We start from the raw sequence: 20,545 nt of genomic DNA, 5'->3' as shown, positions 1-20,545 counted from the left end.
TGTCATGAAAATCAACAATGTCCTATACAACGTAAATAAAAAAGCGCTACTCCCAAGAAGGAAATAGCGCTCCAATTATTTCAAAGGCTTATTTGGATTTCTTCAGCAACGGTGCGAGATACTTGCCCGTCACACTTTCAGGATTGGCTGCCACTTCTTCCGGTGTGCCAGTCGCAATAATCTTGCCGCCACCAGCACCACCTTCCGGGCCCAGATCAATCAGCCAGTCAGCAGTCTTGATCACATCCAGATTATGCTCGATGATGACCAGGGTATTGCCCTGGTCACGCAGCCTGTGTATCACCTTCAACAACAGCGCGATATCATGGAAATGCAAGCCAGTGGTCGGTTCATCCAGGATGTACAGGGTGCGGCCAGTGTCGCGTTTGGATAATTCCAGCGACAGCTTGACGCGTTGCGCTTCACCACCCGACAGGGTAGTGGCACTTTGTCCCAGACGTATATAGCCCAGGCCCACGTCCAGCAGGGTTTGCAGTTTGCGCGCAATGATAGGGACGACCTTGAAGAATTCATGCGCATCTTCCACCGTCATGCCCAGCACTTCATTGATGTTCTTGCCCTTGTAATGCACTTCCAGGGTTTCGCGGTTATAGCGCTTGCCATGGCAGACATCGCACGGCACATAGACGTCAGGCAAGAAATGCATCTCGACCTTGATCACGCCATCACCCTGGCAGGCTTCGCAACGACCACCTTTCACATTGAAAGAGAAACGGCCTGCGCTATAGCCACGTTCCTTGGCTGTAGGCACGGTGGCGAACAGGTCACGTATAGGCGTAAACAAGCCCGTATAAGTCGCCGGGTTGGAGCGCGGCGTGCGACCGATAGGTGCCTGGTCGACAGAAATGACTTTATCAAAATGCTCAAGCCCACTGACATGGTCAAACGTTGCCGGTTCGGTTTGTGAACCATACAAGTGGCGCGCAGCGACGTGGTACAGCGTGTCATTCACCAGCGTCGATTTGCCTGAACCGGATACACCCGTCACGCAAGTCAGCAAGCCTACTGGCAACTTCATCGACACTTTTTTCAGGTTGTTGCCACGTGCACCAGCAATCAATAATTGCCTGGCCGGGTCAAACTTGGTACGTGTTTTTGGAACTGCAATTTCCAGCGCGCCACTCAGGTATTGAGCCGTCAGTGAACGCTTGTTACTCATGATGTCTTCGAGCGTACCCTGGGCAATAATTTCACCGCCATGCACACCCGCACCTATCCCCATGTCGACCACAAAGTCGGCACAACGTATGGCATCTTCATCATGCTCGACCACCAACACGCTGTTGCCGATATCGCGCAAATGTTTGAGTGTATCGATCAGCCTGTCATTGTCGCGCTGGTGCAGGCCGATAGATGGTTCATCAAGCACATACATGACACCAGTCAGGCCAGAACCGATTTGCGATGCCAGGCGTATGCGCTGGGCTTCGCCACCAGACAGGGTGTCGGCACTGCGTTCCAGCGACAGATAATCGAGGCCGACATTATTCAGGAAAGTCAGACGTGCCGTGATTTCCTTGATGATGCGGTCAGCGATGTCGCGCTTCGAACCTGTCAGTTTCAGGTGCTCAAAGAAATGCAGGGTCTCGCGCAGTGGCATGGCGCTGATATCGTAAATCGCCTTCTCTTGCTTGCCTGTGCCCACCTTGACATAACGCGCTTCTATGCGCAGGCGTGCGCCGTTGCAAGACGGGCATTGTTTTTCATTGATGAACTTGGCCAGCTCTTCCTTGACGGCCATGGAATCAGTTTCGCGATAACGGCGTTGCAAGTTGGTGACCACGCCTTCAAAGCTGTGTTCCTTGATGACAGTACGGCCTTTTTCATTAATATAGGTAAACGGTATTTGCTGTTTGCCTGAACCATACAAAATGATTTGCTGTGCCGATTCCGGTAATTGTTCATAAGGCATATCAATATCAAATTCATAGAATGCCGCCAGGTTCGACAGCATCTGGAAGTAGAATTGATTACGCCTGTCCCAACCCTTGACGGCACCACTGGCCAGCGACAAGTTGGGGAAGGCGACAATGCGCTTGGGATCAAAAAATTCTATATGCCCCAGTCCATCACATTCAGGGCAGGCACCCATGGGGTTATTGAAAGAGAACAGGCGCGGTTCCAGCTCTTGCAATGAATAGCCACAAGTAGGGCAGGCAAATTTGTTCGAGAATAATTGCTCATGATTGCTATCCATATCCACAATCAGAGCGCGGCCATTGGCCAGACGCAAGCAAGTCTCGAATGATTCTGCCAGACGCTGCTTGATGTCAGCCTTGACCTTGACGCGGTCTACCACCACGTCAATTGTATGCTTTTCAGTCTTCTTCAACTTCGGCAGATCATCGACTTCATAGATTTTTGCTTCATGCGTGCCGCTCTGCACGCGAAAGCGAATAAAGCCCTGGGCCTGCATCTGCTCAAACAAATCCATGTGCTCACCCTTGCGGTTGGCCACCACAGGCGCAAGTATCATCAGTTTGGTATCGTCAGGCATGGCCAGCACGGCATCCACCATTTGCGATACCGATTGCGCTGCCAGTGGGTTTTCCGGGTGATCAGGGCAATACGGTGTGCCTACACGCGCATACAGCAGCCGCAGGTAATCATGGATCTCGGTGACCGTACCAACAGTGGAACGCGGATTATGCGAGGTGGCTTTTTGTTCGATGGAGATGGCAGGTGACAGACCCTCGATCAAATCCACATCCGGCTTTTCCATCAACTGCAAAAACTGGCGCGCATAGGCCGACAGCGATTCTACATAGCGGCGCTGGCCTTCGGCATACAGGGTATCAAAAGCCAGTGAAGACTTGCCAGAACCAGACAGCCCAGTGATGACCACCAGCTTATTGCGCGGCAAATCAATGCTGATATTTTTCAGGTTGTGGGTGCGTGCGCCACGTACGCGTATCAAATCACGCTTTTGTGCCAATTGAACATCACTGGCATCAAAGTCGATTTCTGCCGGTTTGGGCGCTTTTGCTGCTTTTGTGCGTGTGGTCATAATCTCTGTGCTGAATTTGGGCCGAATTGGGGGAAGTAGGCGTGCAACCTGATACTATAACGGGTTTTGAAAATTATCGCGGGCTCGTCTTTGCTTTGCGCAAACTAAACTGATCAGACGAGTTTTTTGAATATGACTATTGCAACATCTTCCGATGCATCCCCACTGAGTGAGCAAGAGCCTGCTGGCATGAGCCGCGAGGAGATCAGCTCCAGCGCGTCTCTCGCTTCCATCTTTGCCCTGCGCATGCTGGGCCTGTTTCTCATCCTGCCGGTGTTTGCCATCCATGCCAAGACCCTGCCTGACGGTGATAATGCCATGCTGGTTGGCCTGGCCATGGGTATCTATGGCCTCAGCCAGGCGTTTGGGCAAATCCCGTTTGGGATAGCATCTGACAAGTTTGGGCGCAAGCGTATCATCGTCATCGGCCTGCTGTTGTTCGCTATCGGCGCTTTTGTTGCGGCATCTGCAACGACCGTCGTAGGTGTCATCGTCGGTCGCGGCATACAGGGGGCAGGTGCTATCTCTGCCGCCATCACCGCCTTGATTGCCGATACCACCAGAGAAGAACACCGCACCAAGGCCATGGCCATGGTCGGCGGCTCCATAGGCCTGACTTTTGCGCTGTCACTGGTGGCGGCGCCCTTGTTGTATCAAAGCATAGGCATGAGCGGTATCTTTGCCATGACGGGTGTCTTGTCACTGGTCGGCATAGCTGTTGTTTTATTCATCACTCCAGAAGCACCGGCCATACGCCATAAACCTGTGCCCCTGTCCGTGGTCTTGAAGAATACTGAACTCATGCGCCTCAATTACGGCGTGTTTGCCCTCCACCTGACGCAGATGGCCATGTTTGTTGTCGTGCCCGCAGCACTGGTGCAATATGCCGAACTGCCCGTGGCCGCGCACTGGAAAGTCTACCTGCCAGTCATGTTCGCCTCTTTCATCGCCATGTTGCCAGCGATTTTCATCGGTGAAAAATTTGGCAAGATGAAACAGGTTTTTGTTGCCGCCATCGCCCTCTTGCTGTTGGTAGAGCTTGGTTTGTGGCAATACTTGCAATCTCCAGCCATGCTGGTAGGCTTGCTGTTTGCATTTTTTATCGCCTTCAATATCCTGGAGGCATGCCAGCCATCCCTGGTATCGCGTATCGCCCCACCCGCCGCCAAAGGTGCAGCACTGGGTGTGTATAACACCTTGCAGGCCCTGGGCCTGTTCTGTGGTGGTTTGCTGGGGGGCTGGATTAAACAGAATATGGCATCGAACTCGGTGTTCATCGTAAGTGCAGTGCTGACAGCGGTCTGGCTTATAATCGCTATCAATATGCCCAACATACCCAAGCGCAGCAAAACTGCGGCTACGGTCAAGGCATAAATTAATTTGTATCAGGAAAAATGAGGAGAATTACATGGCATCAGTGAACAAGGTCATTATCGTCGGCAACCTTGGGAGAGACCCGGAAACCCGTTACATGCCATCAGGCGATGCAATGACCAGCATCACCGTGGCAACCACCGATAGCTGGAAAGACAAGTCCAGCGGTGAAAAGAAAGAACAGACAGAATGGCACCGCATCACCTTTTTCGGCAAACTGGCAGAAATCGCCGGTCAATACCTGAAGAAAGGTTCGCAAGTCTATGTTGAAGGCAGCCTGCGCACCCGCAAGTACACCGACAAAGACGGCGTAGAAAAATACGCAACCGATATCAAAGCCGACAGCATGCAAATGCTGGGCAGCCGCCAGGGCATGGGCGGCGGCGCAGGCATGGATGATGGTGGTGGCTACGGTGGCGGAGCACCAGCCCCACGCCAGCAGGCAGCACCACAGCAACAACGCCAGGCCCCGGCATCACGCCCGGCACCGAACTTCTCGGATATGGATGATGATATTCCGTTTTGAGGCCTAAGTTTATATAGTGTAAACTTCTGTCCCACTACTTCTATGAAGAGTGGGATTTTTTTTGTTTATTGACATGTTGAAATGGGCCTATTTTGATACTAAATGTCTACCTGCAAAAGATGTAAATATAGCACTTGGATTCGAGATTCAAACGGTCGTTTTTATATTGGGAGACTTTGCATAATTATCCTAGCATCAACGATGCTTTACACATCAGAATTCTGCTTTTGCAAATAATTTTGTTGATGTGCGGAAAAAGACTGCGAGGCCATCGAGCTGGTGCTAGCCTTTGCCGCAAGTTGATTCAGATATGACATTCGTCGTGACCAAACGTCAGAAATCTTCTGGCTCCTGGCAGGCTTTAGACTAGCTATCCGCCTTAGATACATCAATCTTTTGTGTGCTATATTTCTTCAGATGTCGCGCATATTGGCCTATGCCATCGCTGCGATCACGTGCTGCAAGAATTAAAAGGAGAACGGATTTCTTGCTCTCTCCACCAGCGGCTAACGCAGCCTTCCATCCTACTTGGACTCTTTCTAAGTCCATCTTTTCGAAAACTTGCTGTAGGCCTGTTGGCGAAAATTTTTGCATGCATTCTAGTAAAATATAACTGTTTTTGTACCAGCTAGGATGTGCTTCTGATAAACACTTTGCAACCGTAGAGATGCATTGATTCACAATCGTTGGTACTAGTTCAGGTGCCTCTTTGGCAAAAAAACTAATCAGGTATGCGCCAAACTTCCAATGAACATGGGATGAGTCTGCTATAGCGATTTTCCGACCGGCGCGCACGAACTCAATTGCGCAGCTGGGCGCAATGTACGCTAGCCGTGGAGGCATCTGGTCCATCTTCCAAAGGTTTTGTTGAATCAGGTTCGATATTTGCTGGCGAGTTTTAGTTGTTGCAGATGCAATTCCCATGAGAACTTCGGCATCATGAGGTAAATACTTCCAGTGATCACCCACTGTCAACGCTACTTGGTTCCAATCCATAAACCCGACAAGTGCTTGAAATTTCGATGAAGATACCCGTCGAATGCTTGCGAGCAAATAGGAGACTTGCTGGAATTTGCGCAGTGGGGCTCGGGACAACTTAGATCCTATTTCCCTTAAGTCGACATTCGCAAAGATCGAACGTGCAATATGAATGTGTCTTTTCGAAGGCCCTTTTTTTCCTCTATAGGTACCAAATAGGTCCAATACTCGCAGCACGTGCCAGAACAAATCGCTGATTTCGTAGAATTGCTTTACAGGGTCCTCCATCAACCGTCTGCTTATCTCAGGAACAAGTTCCTCAACAATGGATAGCGCAAGGTCTTGGTTTAAATGTATGACTGATTCCAGTAGCTCGACGACTGGATAAAGGGGCTCATTAACTGGCCATGTGGCCGCCAATGTCAGTAGCCGTTCAGAGTTCAGTAAATGCGATATCTCTTGCGCCCACGGATCGTTGATCCACAATCGAAGGCCTTTTGCGAGCAATGCGATATGCCAAACGCTAGCTGGATCGCTGTTAGAAATGAGATTCGCTATAACTTGCGGAGATGCTTGACGAACGAGCGACAGTGCACGCGGCTCGTCAATGTTTAATAGGGAATTTAGCAGCCAAGATAGTCCATGTCCCATAGGAGCTTTGGCTTCTTCAAGCCACGTGACAAGCTTGGACTCGTGACCACGAATGGCAGCACCTTCGGCTCCGTCCGACCAATGTAATACTTCATGAATGACATAGCATGCCGCGGAAATCTCGTTGGGGTCAGTGGCCGTCCAACACCTTTTTAGTACAGGCTCAAGAGCATCCCAAGTGACAAGATTCTGCCAGCGTCGATTATCAGCAAACCAAAGCTCATGCAATAGTGCCCGTATTCCGCTAAGAGAAATATTTTCGTCGGCCAATGTCGCACGCAACATGAACTCGACCTGCGAAATTGTGGATTCGTGTAGCGTTCCAATAAGTTTTGACAAAAGAACTGCTGCAAACCGTTGATGTGGGCAACGTAAGTCATTCCTTGCAAGTACAATTCTTTCCTCAATGAGTGCTTCTAGCTGTGCTTCTAAGGCGTGTATTTCAACACCAGCAGAGGTCAGGAAATCCGCAATTTCAGATAACCCCAAGCGAGCATCACGCGAAGCAATTTGACGAATTGCAATTGCAGCTAACGGAAGAGATGCACCAATCGCTTTCGCTATGTTTGCCGCCTCGGTTGCACGCCGCCAGCCGCCGCCCAAAACAAAGCAAAACTGCCAGGGATGTGAAGCGTATTTCGCTGCATGCTCGATTCGATCTTCTAGAGACTCATCCATTATGGTGTCGCCAACATGATTGTCTGCCCGACGAACTGCATCAAGTGTTGCATTGCGGTTCGCTAACAATCCTGACGAAATCGCTTCAATAGCAGCTTGCGGGTTCATGCGAATAGCACCACGCTGAGAAGTAAGACCTTCAATTGCATTGTGCGTGCATAAGATAAGACATCTAGGATTCGCAAGATCTGTTAGTGACCGCAATTCGGGTCGTGAGAGAAGATGCGCGTCATCGATTAATAAGAGAAGACGCCCATTTATTTTTCCTTTCGGAATGGCTGGTAATCCATCGGATCCTGATGACGAAAAAATTTCCCATCCTTGCTCCGCAAACGCATACGCTACCTGAAACGCGCACACTGACTTCCCTGACCCTGAATCACCGACCAGATGAGCAGAATATGCCATCTCCAGTTGTTTTACTGTTGGAGAAACTTCCGGTAATTTGGGACACGCAAGGGCGTCAGATGGTCCTAGTGGTCGTCCTAACAAGGCGGGGCCAATGTCACGTGTTTGATGAAACACAATTGGGTGCGAGGATGATCCGATGGCTTCAGGTTGAGCGAAGGACGCTCCGCTAACGAGTGGCTGGTCGACGATCAGCTTCAATACAGAAATCTTCTTTGCGAGAATAGCAATATCAATACCCAACTCGGGATAATGCAATTCCAATACGGTGGGATGATCACAAAGCAAAGACTCAATGTCTCCCCATCCGATTACTTGGACTGTAAACTTTCCTTGTCTTTCGCGCTCGACTGAAATCTCGCGAGCGATACGTTGCAACTCAGCATCAGGCGGCGCGGTAGTGGCTAGTATCCAGTGTTCTAGCGGCGGCGCGAATTTCTCCGCTTTGGCAATTTCTTCACGTAAGTCTGTTTGCGTTACTTTCGAGGCAATGGAAGCGTCTTTCCCCTTGCATTGGATGCCTCGAATCCTTGATTGCTCGTCATTTACAGCCCCCCAAATATCGACACCGCATTGAGGTTGACCACTCCGGCCATTCTTTTGAGCGAGCGGGTTGTTCCAGATTGATTTAAAAAGCGATAAACACAGGTCTTCGAATTCCTGCCAATGCCGTGGCCGGGGTATTTGTTTGTTGCGCATTTCCATCGGGCTAGTATAGTGCACAAGGAAAAAATGGGCAATCTTGCTGATGAGATAAGGCTTATCTTGGCGGCTGATTTGGGTGCCTCTCAGACTTCACGCTTCAACAGCGCCAAATCCACAATACCCTGCACCTCCGCCACAATCTCGTTCAAATGCTCCTAATCTTTAAAACTCTCGGCAAAGATCTTGTAGATTTCCTCGGTGCCTGACGGGCGGGCTGCGAACCAGCCGTTGTTGGTGATGACTTTCACGCCGCCTATGGGGCTCATGTTGCCGGGTGCGGTGGTGAGGATGTCCGTGATGTTGTCGCTCGCCAGCAATTTGCTGGTGATCTCTCGCTGGGACAGGTTGGAGAGGGCTTTTTTCTGTGCCGGCGGCGCGTCCGGTTTTTACTTTCATTTGACCTGTCATCAAGGCGGCGACTATGCCGTCCTTGTCGGTAGTCCATGCGCTGCCATTCATGTGTACAAAGCTGGCACCTGCGCTTTCTTCGCAGGAAACCCCCAGGTTGCCATCAAACAGGCTTGGGGCGAACCATTTGAAACTGACGGGCATATCGTATAGCTTGCACCCCAGTCGTCGAGTCACAAGTTCTCTGCGCATTACTTACGGTTTCTACTTCTCCAGTAAGAGCATTAACTAGGTGTGCATTTGCGCCGACATAACACTTTTCCACTATTCCTCGAATGACATAGTCAGCACTATTTGCACGAATAATCCGATAATCCTTGCGGGGTGAAAGTACGCAAGACTGAATTACAACTTCGTATCCCCCATTGGTGTTTCTGCCCGGATCGTCACGCCTGAGATTCTCTGAAGCGTGACGACCTGCAAAGCAATTCCCCTAATGCACTATCTCATTCTGTGGATGTTAAAACCCTTCACTTCTCCAAGCCTTATCCAGCTTGCGATGACTCAGTTGATAAAGCAAAGGCAAGACCAGTAGCGTCAATAGGGTGGATGACAAGATGCCGCCTATGACGACGGTGGCCAGTGGTCTTTGTACTTCAGCCCCCGTGCCGGTTGCCAGTGCCATGGGGATGAAGCCCAGGGATGCTACCAGTGCTGTCATCAGCACCGGGCGCAGGCGTGTCAATGCGCCTTGCTGGATGGCGCTATCCAGTGCCATGCCTTCTTCACGCAGGGTGCGTATATACGCAATCATGACTAGGCCATTCAATACCGCAACGCCGGACAGGGCGATAAAACCTACACCAGCGGAAATCGAAAGCGGTATGTCACGCAACCATAGTGCGACGATGCCGCCAGTCAGGGCAAACGGTACGCCCGTGAATACCAGCAAGCCGTCCCTGATATTACCAAACATGGCAAACAGTAGCATGAAGACCAGCAGCAAGGCGGCGGGTACGACGATTTGCAGGCGTTGGGTAGCGGATTGCAATTGCTCGAAAGTGCCGCCCCAGGTGGTCCAGTAAGCCGTCGGGACTTTGACTTTTTGTGCCAGTTGTTCTTGCGCTTCTGCCACAAAAGAACCGATATCGCGGCCACGTACATTGGCGGTGACGACGACGCGGCGCTTGCCATCTTCACGGCTGATTTGGTTGGGGCCGGGTGCCATGTCTATGCTTGCCAGGTCCGCCAGGGTAATGAAATTACTTGCTCCATTTTGTGGATTCGGCAAGCGTATAGGCAGGCGTTTGATGGCATCAATATCGCTGCGCAGGTTTTCTGGCAAACGCACGACGATATCGAAACGACGGTCGCCCTGGAACAGGGTGCCAGATTCCTTGCCACCTATCGCCGCAGAAATCACGTCCTGCACATCGCTGATATTCAAGCCCAGCCTGGCTGCTTTTTCACGGTTGATGTTGATGCTCAACAAGGGGAGGCCAGTGGTTTGTTCCAGCTTGACATCGGCAGCCCCGGGAATTTTTTCCAGCACTCTGGCAATCTGCTCTCCAGTGCGGTTCATGATGTCCATGTCGTCACCAAACACCTTGATCGCCACGTCACTGCGTACGCCGGAGATCAGTTCATTGAAACGCATTTGTATGGGCTGGGTAAATTCATAGTTATTGCCCGGTACTTTTTCCACGGCTTCCTGTATCGCTGCCACCAGATCATCCTTGCTGCGAGTTGGGTCAGGCCATTGTTCTTGCGGCTTGAGCATGATGAAGGTATCGGCCACATTCGGCGGCATGGGGTCAGTGGCGATTTCTGCCGTGCCCAGCTTGCCAAAGACTTTGTCCACCTCTGGGAAAGTGCGTATCACGTGTTCCAGTTCTATCTGCATTTGTAGCGCCTGGGTCAGACTGGTGCCAGGTATGCGCAAGGCGTGGAGGGCGATATCGCCCTCATTCAGGCTGGGGACAAATTCACTGCCCATACGGCTGGCCAACAAGCCACTCAAAGCCAGCACCACCACAACGATGCTCAAGACCAGTGCCTTGCTTTGCAATGCAAATTCCAGCATGGGTTGGTAGAGTTGTTTCGCCCACAGCATCAAACGGTTTTCTTTTTCGCTGACGTGCTCACCGATGAACAAAGCGACAGCGGCGGGAATAAAAGTCATCGATAGCACCATCGCTGCAAGCAGGGCAGCAACTACGGTAAACGCCATGGGGTGGAACATCTTGCCTTCTACCCCGGTCAGTGCAAAGATGGGCAGGTAAACCACCATGATGATCAACTGACCAAACAGCAAGGGGCGGCGGGCTTCTCTGGCGGCGGCGAAAACTTCTTGCAGGCGTTCACTGCGGTTCAGGGTACGCCCGGCAGCGGCCTGTGCATGAGCCAGCCTGCGCACGCAGTTTTCCACGATGACGACGGCACCATCAATGATGATGCCAAAATCCAGCGCACCCAGACTCATGAGATTGGCGCTGACCATATTGCCTACCATGCCGGTAAACGTGAACAGCATTGCCAGCGGTATCACCATGGCGGTGATGATGGCAGCGCGGATATTTCCCAAAAACAGGAACAGGATGGCGATCACCAGTACCGCACCTTCCAGCAGGTTTTTCTTTACCGTATTGATGGCCTTGTCGACCAGCACGGTGCGGTCATACACTGTGCTGGCGATAATGCCGGGGGGCAGGCTGCGGTTGATCTCGGCCAGTTTTTTTGCTACGTCCTGCGATACCTTGCGGCTGTTTTCACCGATCAGCATGAAGACTGTACCAAGCACGACTTCACGGCCATTTTCTGTCGCTGCACCAGTACGCAATTCACGGCCTATACTGACTTCGGCGATATCGCCGATACGCACAGGAATATTTTTCTGACTGCTGACAACGACATTGCGTATCTCGTCCATGGATGACAGTTGCCCCGGTGCCCTGACCAGATATTGTTCGCCACGCCTTTCTATATAGCCAGCGCCGACATTACCATTATTTTTTTCCAGTGCAGTGACAACATCTTGCCAGCTTAGCCCATGTGCCACCAGTTTCTCTGGCGATGGCGCGACCAGAAATTCCTTGGCATAGCCACCTATGGTATTGATCTCGGTCACGCCCGCGACATTGCGCAACTGTGGCTTGACTATCCAGTCCTGTATTTCCCGGAGATCCGTTGCCGTGTAAGGCTGGCCGTCAGCCTTGAGCGCGCCTTCCTTGCTCTCGACTGTCCACATGACAATCTCGCCCAGACCAGTGGAGATAGGACCCATGCCGGGTTCTATACCTGCCGGTAACTTGCCCTTGGCTTCCTGTATGCGTTCATTGACGAGCTGGCGGGCAAAGTAAATGTCTGTCCCATCCTTGAAGATGATGGTCACTTGCGACAGGCCATAGCGTGACAATGAACGCGTCTGTTGCAGGTTGGGCAGGCCTGCCATTACGGTTTCTATGGGAAAGCTGATGCGTTGCTCAGCCTCCAGTGGTGAGTAGCCGGGGGCGGCAGTATTCACCTGTACCTGGACATTGGTGATGTCAGGCACGGCATCTATCGGCAGGCGCTGATAACTGAAGATGCCCAGTGCTGCCAGCGCCAGTGTCAGCATGATGACCAGCCACCGATGCGCTATCGAAAATTGTATGATTTTTTCAAACATAATGTGTGCTCCTGCGTCTAATGGTCATGACTGGCGGCAGCTTTGCCCAGCTCAGCCTTGATCAGGAAACTGTTTTTCGCGACATAGGCTGTACCCGCCTGCAAGCCCTTGCGTATTTCTGTGTACTTGCCATCACTGCGGCCCAGATCCACGGGCCTGGCTTCCAGCTGATCACCATAGCTGGCAAACACCGTGGCTTGCTCATCAATGATTTGTATGGCCTCATTGACTATCGCAATCGGAACTTCCACTTCGGCCGACAGCAGGGCCACATTCACGGTCAGGCCTGGATACCATTCACCCTTGGCATTTGGCAGCAGCAAACGTGCTTTGGCCGTACGGGTTTGTTCACCCATGACAGCGCCCACATAACTGAGCTTGCCTTCTGCTGTTGCATCAAAGGCGTTGGCGCTGATCCTGGCAGGCTGGCCTGTCCTGACATGGTTGAGATCTTTGGCAGGTATCGCGACTTCTACCCAGACACTGCTGAGATCGGCTACTGTAAAAATGGCAGCATCATCCTTGAGTGACTGGCCCATGCTGATGTTTTTCTCGGTCACTGTGCCTGCGATAGGTGAGCGGATTTCATAGCGGTTCAGGTTGCCCTTTGTCGCCATGCCTGTGCCCAGGGAAGCCAGTTTTTGTTGCGCACTTTGCAGCGTGATGTCGGCTTCCTGCATGGCATTGCGGGCATGCAGATAATCCTGCTCGGCTGAGATTTTTTCTTCCCAGAGTTTTTTCTCGCGTTCAAAATTGCTGCGTGCCAGTGCATGGCGTTTTTGTGTTGCCAGCACTTCGGTGCGCAAATCCACCAATGCCTGGCTGGATATCACGGCCAGTAACTGACCCTTGCTGACCTTGTCACCTGCATTCACTGCCACGCTTTCTACTACGCCTGCGAGGCGCGGCACGATTTGCAGCATGCGGTCTTCATTCAGACGTACTTCCCCCAGCAGATTCAGACTGCTTTGCAGTTTCACCGCGCCTGCGATTTCTGTTTCCACACCATTTTGCTTGCGCTTCAGGGCATTCATGCTGACCCGGCCTTCTATCTGTTCATAATTGAACTGATAGCTCTTGCCCGCATGCTGGGCAGTGATGCTGGCTTTGAAGGAATGCGGTTCTTCGACGATGGCATCGCTTTTCAGATAGTTTTTTTCCGTCGCGAACTTGAAGTTCTGTACTGCCCCACCCAGACGTTCCAGATTGATGCTGACGGTATTGGCAGCAGGTGCCAGCTGCTTGCCATCCTGATAGGCATACAGGCGAAATTCTGGTGGCGTATTTTGCTCGAAGATAGTCACTTCCAGTGCATAGCCATCCTTGCTGAACAACTTGCCGCCATGCGGACCTTTTTGGGATTCACCAGCGTCATCGTGGTGCTCTTTGTCTGCATGCGTTTGCTCATCACCATGCGCATCTTTATTTTTTTCGTCATGGTGATCCTCATCTGCATGGGCAGATTGTTCCGCGTGGCTGCCATGGGTGTCACCGGTTTTTTTCTTGTCTGTGCTTAGTATTAGTGCACCCAGTAATACGCCTATCGCCATGACACTGGCAATAGTGACAGCAGTTTTTTTATTGATATTCAGTTTCATACAAAATCCTAGAATGAAGATGTGGCAGTGAACAGGCTGAACTCACTGTCACCCAGATAAGCTTCGATTTCAGCAGCAGCACGCTGCGCTTCTGACAGGCTGCGCAAATATTGCGCTCTGGCTTGCAGTAATGAACGCTGGGCATCCAGCACATCCATGAAATTGAACTTGCCATATTCAAAGCCCTTGATGGCAAGCTCATATGCCTGCTGTGCACCGGGCAGCATGGTTTTTTTCAGCATCTCAGCTTCTTCTCTGGCCAGGCTCAGGCGTTGATGGGCTTGCAGCACTTCGCCATGCAAACGGTTTTCTGTGGCTGTCAACTCATCTCTGGCCTTGTCTGCGCGGCTCAGTGCTTCTTGCAAATTGCCCTGGTTGCGGTCGAACAGGTTTAGCGGGATGCTGATGCCGACGATGGCCTGGTTGCGGCCGGTTTGCTGTTCGCGCTTGCTGCCTATGCTTAAAGTCAGGTCTGGTATTTGCCTGCTTTTTTCCAGTGCAGACATGGAGACGCGCTTGTCCACTTCCAGTTGCGCGCGTTGCATCAATGGTGATCGTGCCAGGGCTTGCGTCAGTTTTTGCATGCTGGGCAAGGCGGGCAAGGTATGGAATTCAGCCTGCAATTGCTGCTCAGCAGCCAGCTTGTTACCCATGGCTGTTGCCAGACCTTGCCTGGCTATCATCAATTCACTATTGGCTTGCGCCAGTTCCACACGCACACCAGATTCGGCGATGCCTGCTCTGGTGGCTTCCAGTGGCGGGATTTTCCCCAGATTGACCTGGCGGCTGGCAGCATGGCTGGCGCGTTGTGCCAGTTCCAATGACACTGTGGCCAGACGCTGGCGCTCCTGCGCAATCAATACGGCAAAGAAATGCGTGGTAACTGCGGCCCTGATCTCGGCTGATTTGATCGCCAGTTCATTCAAGGCAGCGCTGCGACTACGCTCGGCGACGCTGACTCGTGCGCCGCGTTTGCCACCCAATTCCAGTGCCTGATTGATTTGTATGGTGGTACTGCGGCTATCCTGCCTGGCATCTTCCACGAACGCAGACAGTTCAGGGTTGGGCATGACGCCTGCCTGGCGCAATGCGCCTTCACTGGCTTGTACTTCACGCCTGGCTGCAGCAATGTCGGGATTGTTGGCAAGCGCCTGCCTTAATGCAGCGGTCAAGGGGAGCACGGCAGCGCTGGTTGGGGGCGGTGAATTTTGTATCTGTGCAGATGCTGGCAACAGCATGGCACACAGCATTACAGCTACTAAAGCTGATGGTAATAATTTTTGCATGGCATTCTCCTGGAAAAACGAAAAGGAAGAATCCAGCAAGTCGCTGTCATGTTTCTATCTGTTGCAATGCGTGACGCCACACGTAAAGAGATACGTGGCGAAACTCAACAACAAAAGGGATGAATGTAGACAGATAGCTCGCCGGACTTAGGCGAAGGCCATCCATTTGGGACGTTCAGGTTGTGCCAGGAATGGCGCGGGAGTTTGTAAAGATGCGGCACTGAGCTGATAAGCAATCAGTTTTGACAGGATTATCAATAAATTTGAGGAGTAGGCACCCAGCGGGCTAGGTGCGCAAGAAGCACAATCTGGGTGAGACGCGGCTTTTTTTTGTGACTTGTCCGCAGATTTGTCTGTATGTGCATCGCCATCCACTGTCTCATGTTCATGTGGATGATGACCAAAATGCTGGGCGCTCATGTCTGTCTCATGCATGCAATAGGCACTCGCCACCGCCCAGCTAAGCTGGAGAGTGAAGGCAAGGATGATCATGAAGACAAATTTCTTAAGCATGTCGCGAATTATAAACTCTAAAGCAATTGTATATACCCGGTGGCCAGAATAATGTAGCCATGCTTTATTAAACACCCTGTAGCAACTACAGAGTCAAGGCTTTCCTGGAAAATTCATGCGCTAGTGAATATGCTTTCTGCTCTACAATGCGCGATACACAAAAAGCTTTGCAATCCTGATGAGTGTCGGGTGCAGGCTTTTGCTTGAACACCATCGTATTTTTCTACTCCAGATTTTCCATGACTTTTGCTACCCTGGGCCTGGGCCCTGAACTCCTGCATGCTGTGGCAGCGCGCCAATATATGCTTCCTACTGCGGTGCAGACTGAGGCTATTCCTGCCGTGCTGGCTGGTCAGGATGTCATGGCACTGGCGCAGACTGGCTCGGGCAAGACAGCCGCCTTTGCCTTGCCATTATTGCAGCGCCTGCAACAAGACATGGAAGAGGGCAGCAAGCAGCGCAAGGTTAAAGTGCTGGTCCTGGTGCCTACCCGTGAGTTGTCGGGGCAAGTGGGGCAAACCATCGAAACCCTGGCAGAGCACTTGCCAAAAAAATTAAAAGTCGCTGTGATCTATGGCGGTGCGTCCATCAATCCGCAAATGATGCATTTGCGGGGCGGTGCAGATGTTGTCATCAGTACACCAGGCCGCTTGCTTGATTTACTGGACAACAATGCCTTGTCCTTGCAGCATGTCAACACGCTGGTGCTGGACGAGGCAGACCGCTTGCTGGACCTGGGTTTTGCCGATGAAATCAAGCGCATACTCGAACAATTGCCCGCACAGCGGCAAAATCTGTTTTTCTCTGCCACTTTTTCGCCTGCAGTAAAAAAGCTGGCCCTGGCTTTGTTGCATGAGCCCAAGCGCATAGCGATTGCCGATCTGACTGAAAACCTGCCAGACATCGCGCAAAGGGCGATTGCGGTGGATGCCGACAAGCGCACCCGGTTATTGGTGCACCTGATCAAAGAGCAACAATGGGAACGCGTACTGGTTTTTGTCGCCACCAAATATGCCAGTGATACGGTGTCGAATAAGTTGAAAAAAGCTGGTATCAAGACCGAAGCCTTTAACGGAGATGCCAGTCAGGGCGCGCGCCAGCATATGCTGGCTGACTTCAAGGCGAATCGCATCCAGGTGCTGGTCGCTACTGATCTGGCGGCACGTGGTATTGATGTTGCCGGTCTGCCTGCCGTCGTCAACTACGATTTGCCGCGCTCGGCAGATGACTACATCCACCGTATAGGTCGTACCGGCCGCGCCGGCGCCAGTGGGTGTGCAATCAGTTTTATCCTGGCCGAACATGAAATGCATTTCCGCCTGATAGAAAAACGCCAGGACAAGCGCGTCCCACGCGAAACGCTGGCAGGTTTTGAGCCCAGCCAGGCATCAGGCGACATGACCCCAGAAGAGACCGATGCGCCAACTGGCGGCATCAAGGGCAAGCGCAAGAGCAAAAAAGACAAGCTGCGCGAGCTGGCAGCGCAAAACAAATAATGTCTGGATTGGCCTGGCTGCTAGAAATGGCATGCAGAGTCGCAATGACGTGAAGAGTTCCACCAGCTTCAACTACGATAGTAGTTGTCAAGTTCATGCGTGCTCAAGAGACAAATTTACAACGGAAAATGGAAGTGCATGTTATTTGTGCATTTCTGATTGTATGGTGTAGAGCCAGTTATTGAAAAGTCTTGAGTGGCAGAGAAGATATTTATGTAAATCAATGACTTGATTAAATTGGCTTGAGTCATTTTGCGTGGTTTTAAGATGCTCAGACGGCTGTTTCTTTCAATCGTTGCAAAGTATTTTGCGTATTTTTTCAGCAACTCCTAATCATTCGGCAACTGACTCGAATATATCTCTTGCTTTGTGAAAAAATGTTGCCTCATTTCATCTGATGCTATAATTCTGCTTAATTGATGTGCAGAACTTACTTGGCGTACATCCAATCACCCTCCCATTCCTGTCCCAAAGTACGTCATTGACGGCACTTGTTTGTCTGCTATCGCATACATGTCTGACCGGTCATAAGCATCTTGATGCTTTGGGCATTTGTATTTTCTATCGAGGCTTTATGTTTAAAAAAATTCTTCCCCTGACACTGCTTGTTGGCAGTATGTTTGTCACTGTTGCCCATGCCGCTGAAAAACTCACGGTTGGCCTTATCGCCACCACCAGTATCGAGGACACGCGCAAGCGCTGGCAGCCATTGCTGGATGATCTGGCAAAAAGCACAGGCACGGAAGTGAGTGCTGCCATCTCTTCCAACTACAGTGAGATCGTTGCTGGCTTGAAAGAAAACAAGATACAAGTCGCCTGGCTGAGCAGCAAGGTCGCCCTGGATGCCGTTGAAGATGGCAAATCGACTGTGTTTGCACAAATGGTGAAAAGTGATGGCTCACGTGGCTATAATTCTTTGCTGATCGCTTCCAGCAAGAGTGCATTGACGACTTTTGATCAGGTTTCGGCCAAGCCTGGTGTGTATGTATTCTCCGATGGCGACAAGAAATCTACTTCTGGTTATCTGGTGCCTGCTTATTATTTGTTTGCTAAAAATAAAATAGATATCAATAAGCTGTTCAAGAAGGTCAATGTCGGTAACCATCAAAGCAATTTTGCGGCTGTCACTCAAGGTGACGCTGATGTGGCTACTTTTAATTCTGAAGAGATGGATCGATTAAAAAAAGAAGCGCCTGAGCAAATCGCTAAAGTGCGCGTTATCTGGACTTCACCTCTGATACCCAATGATCCTATTTTGTACCGCAAGGACTTGTCGCCAGCCTTGAAAACCCGCATCGAAGATTTCTTTGTCAATTATGGCAAGCAAAAGCAGGCGCAGGTGGTACTGAAAGATATTCTGAATTTGTCTGGTTTCCAGCGCTCTACAGATGCGCAGTTGAAGCCAATTGCTGATTTGACATTATTTAGCCTCTTGCGTGAAAACCTCAACAATCCAGGACTGACCGATGCTCAAAAACAAAAGAAGTTTGATGAAGTCAGCGCCCGTTTTGGCAAACTGAGTTTCGTGCTGGAAGCTTCTCGCATCAAATAATAAAAATAGTTCCAGGTAATTTGTATTTAAAGCTGAAATAAATGCAATGAATTGGGTAATTTCACCGCAATCGAGCCTAATTTATTGCTTTTTTATAAAATTTATAAAAAAATTTCTCATTTTTGTACATTAATGTGTCAACTGAATGGCGAACCGGTGCGTTTTTGGACTAAAGAATCTTTGCTGACACCTTCCTTTAAGCAAAGTTTCCCTTTAAGGAGTCAGAAAATGATTTACGAAATACTGGTTCGCCCTTCGGACAACAGCAAGAAAATGACTTCAGATCATCTGATCTGGATAGAAAGCGACATGACTACTCGTTCCTTCGAGAACTGGTTGCGTGAAAAATCCTTGCTGGATGGTAGTGGCCATGCGCCTGTAGCGCGCTGGAGCATAGTGCAGACTCAGCGTTCTGCACATTTCAATCTGGCGACACAAGCAAAAGCCCTGAAGAGCCGTATTTCTGAATTGATGACTGGTACACCAGAAATCGTTGCAGTGCCGGATGCATCCCGTGCGCTCAAAGCTTTCCGCTTGAAAAGCCCGGTTCAAGAACTCATCGCTGCCTGATAAAGCGGGATTGCCAGCTTTCCGATTGCACCGGAAAGCTGTCGCGCCTCCCAAAAGACTATATAGAGCATAGACAGACCATGGCCATGTCCTGTGATCAGGGCATGGCAGGTATGCTTCGTTGTTCGCATTTGTTGCTGACGTCAATGGCATTATTGCTGCCAATGACACAGTACAGATAAGTTTTGACAAGATAGTCAGATGCCAAGCACAATCCAGACTCTTTTGGATTGCCTGCACACACATGGCCAGATTAGCCCGTTTAGTTATTCCGCATCAGCAACATCATGTTATCCAGCGTGGCAATGCTGGTGCCTTGATTTTCCAGGATGCCGAGGATTACAACAGTTTCCTGGACTGGCTCAAGCAAGCTGCCAGGCTGTTTGACGTCGCCATCCATGCCTATGTATTGATGCCAGACCACCTGCATTTGTTACTGACCCCCGGTGATGAACCCGGCCTGGGCAAGATGATGCAATGGCTGGGCCGTCACTATGTCCCTTATTTTAATCGTAAATACCAACGCGCTGGTACCTTGTGGCAGGGGCGTTATCGCGCCACAGTCATTGAATCCGCGACCTACTTCATTCCCTGCAGTATCTATATGGAAAGCAATCCTCTGCGTGCCAGTCTGGTGCAGGATTTGCTCGATTACACCTGGTCCAGCTACCGTCATCATGTAGGCCTGACTATTGACCCACTGATCACTGACCATAGCTGTTACTGGGCATTGGGAAATACACCTTTCCAGCGCGAAGCTGCCTATAAGCAGAGTCTGGAGCAGGGTTTGTCAAGCACGCAAATCAGCGAAATCACCCAGGCCACCACCAAGGCCTGGATGCTGGGCTCATCCAGATTCAAGATAGAAATGAGCAAGCTGACGGAGAGGAGGGTAGAGCCAGTCAAGCGCGGCCGACCTCGCAAAACCCAGGAAATCATTTAATTTTTTCTTTTTCCTGAGTCCGTCTACTGGCGACATCTGCTCTTCAAAACTCTGATACAAACGGCGGAAACTCAGTAAACACGGCGACTTTTACTATGTCCCCAATTAAAAAATAACAAGAAAATGAAGATTTTTAATTGACACTGACCCCAATTAAACCAGTTGCGTAATATTTTGCACTGCACTATTCTCTGTCTTGTCCTGACAGGATTTACGCCAAACTG

At 50.7% G+C, this 20,545-nt stretch carries 13 protein-coding genes; 6 read left to right on the top strand and 7 right to left on the bottom strand.

Annotated features, from left to right (window positions below; all coding sequences use genetic code 11):
* Window positions 1–88 precede the first annotated feature (88 nt).
* Window positions 89–3,028, bottom strand: a complete 2,940-nt coding sequence (uvrA, locus tag Q8K39_RS20015; protein ID WP_305262919.1) for an excinuclease ABC subunit UvrA — start codon at window positions 3,026–3,028, stop codon at window positions 89–91.
* Between the two features lie 189 nt (window positions 3,029–3,217).
* On the opposite strand from uvrA, the gene Q8K39_RS20010 reads away from it, so the two are divergent.
* Both Q8K39_RS20010 and ssb read left to right on the top strand, forming a co-directional pair.
* Window positions 3,218–4,402 (top strand): MFS transporter, encoded by a 1,185-nt coding sequence (locus tag Q8K39_RS20010; protein ID WP_370868660.1) that lies wholly within the window; start codon window positions 3,218–3,220, stop codon window positions 4,400–4,402.
* 34 nt (window positions 4,403–4,436) lie between these two features.
* The gene (ssb, locus tag Q8K39_RS20005) at window positions 4,437–4,928 is read left to right on the top strand and encodes a single-stranded DNA-binding protein (RefSeq protein ID WP_305262917.1); all 492 of its coding nucleotides are present in this window, start codon (window positions 4,437–4,439) and stop codon (window positions 4,926–4,928) included.
* A 366-nt stretch (window positions 4,929–5,294) separates the two neighbouring features.
* Here the strand turns inward: ssb and Q8K39_RS20000 are convergent, their stop codons facing one another.
* The 6 genes from Q8K39_RS20000 to Q8K39_RS19975 form a co-directional block, all read right to left on the bottom strand.
* A complete protein-coding gene (locus tag Q8K39_RS20000) occupies window positions 5,295–8,342 on the bottom strand; it encodes a hypothetical protein (protein ID WP_305262916.1) in 3,048 nt (1,015 codons plus the stop codon).
* A gap of 168 nt (window positions 8,343–8,510) precedes the next feature.
* On the bottom strand, window positions 8,511–8,900 hold the full coding sequence (locus Q8K39_RS25020; protein WP_370868658.1) for a hypothetical protein: 390 nt from the start codon (window positions 8,898–8,900) through the stop codon (window positions 8,511–8,513).
* A gap of 316 nt (window positions 8,901–9,216) precedes the next feature.
* A complete protein-coding gene (locus Q8K39_RS19990; protein ID WP_305262912.1) occupies window positions 9,217–12,363 on the bottom strand; it encodes an efflux RND transporter permease subunit in 3,147 nt (1,048 codons plus the stop codon).
* 17 nt (window positions 12,364–12,380) lie between these two features.
* Window positions 12,381–13,961 (bottom strand): efflux RND transporter periplasmic adaptor subunit, encoded by a 1,581-nt coding sequence (locus Q8K39_RS19985; protein WP_305262910.1) that lies wholly within the window; start codon window positions 13,959–13,961, stop codon window positions 12,381–12,383.
* An 8-nt stretch (window positions 13,962–13,969) separates the two neighbouring features.
* Window positions 13,970–15,247 carry a TolC family protein gene (locus Q8K39_RS19980; RefSeq protein WP_305262908.1) on the bottom strand — a complete coding sequence of 426 codons (1,278 nt, stop codon included), beginning with the start codon at window positions 15,245–15,247 and terminating at the stop codon, window positions 13,970–13,972.
* Between the two features lie 147 nt (window positions 15,248–15,394).
* On the bottom strand, window positions 15,395–15,760 hold the full coding sequence (locus Q8K39_RS19975; RefSeq protein ID WP_305262906.1) for a hypothetical protein: 366 nt from the start codon (window positions 15,758–15,760) through the stop codon (window positions 15,395–15,397).
* Between the two features lie 239 nt (window positions 15,761–15,999).
* On the opposite strand from Q8K39_RS19975, the gene Q8K39_RS19970 reads away from it, so the two are divergent.
* From Q8K39_RS19970 to Q8K39_RS19955, 4 genes are all read left to right on the top strand, one after another.
* On the top strand, window positions 16,000–17,256 hold the full coding sequence (locus Q8K39_RS19970) for a DEAD/DEAH box helicase (protein WP_305262904.1): 1,257 nt from the start codon (window positions 16,000–16,002) through the stop codon (window positions 17,254–17,256).
* Window positions 17,257–17,830: 574 nt separating this feature from the next.
* On the top strand, window positions 17,831–18,808 hold the full coding sequence (gene phnD / locus Q8K39_RS19965; protein WP_186955580.1) for a phosphate/phosphite/phosphonate ABC transporter substrate-binding protein: 978 nt from the start codon (window positions 17,831–17,833) through the stop codon (window positions 18,806–18,808).
* Between the two features lie 228 nt (window positions 18,809–19,036).
* Complete coding sequence (locus Q8K39_RS19960) at window positions 19,037–19,378, top strand: hypothetical protein (protein ID WP_305262902.1); 342 nt, start codon at window positions 19,037–19,039, stop codon at window positions 19,376–19,378.
* Between the two features lie 244 nt (window positions 19,379–19,622).
* Complete coding sequence (locus Q8K39_RS19955; RefSeq protein ID WP_186955582.1) at window positions 19,623–20,321, top strand: transposase; 699 nt, start codon at window positions 19,623–19,625, stop codon at window positions 20,319–20,321.
* Window positions 20,322–20,545: the final 224 nt, after the last annotated feature.

Source organism: Undibacterium sp., assembly GCF_030683615.1.
GTDB classification, from domain to species: domain Bacteria; phylum Pseudomonadota; class Gammaproteobacteria; order Burkholderiales; family Burkholderiaceae_D; genus Undibacterium; species Undibacterium umbellatum.
This window is presented reverse-complemented; position numbering and strand designations above follow the sequence as displayed.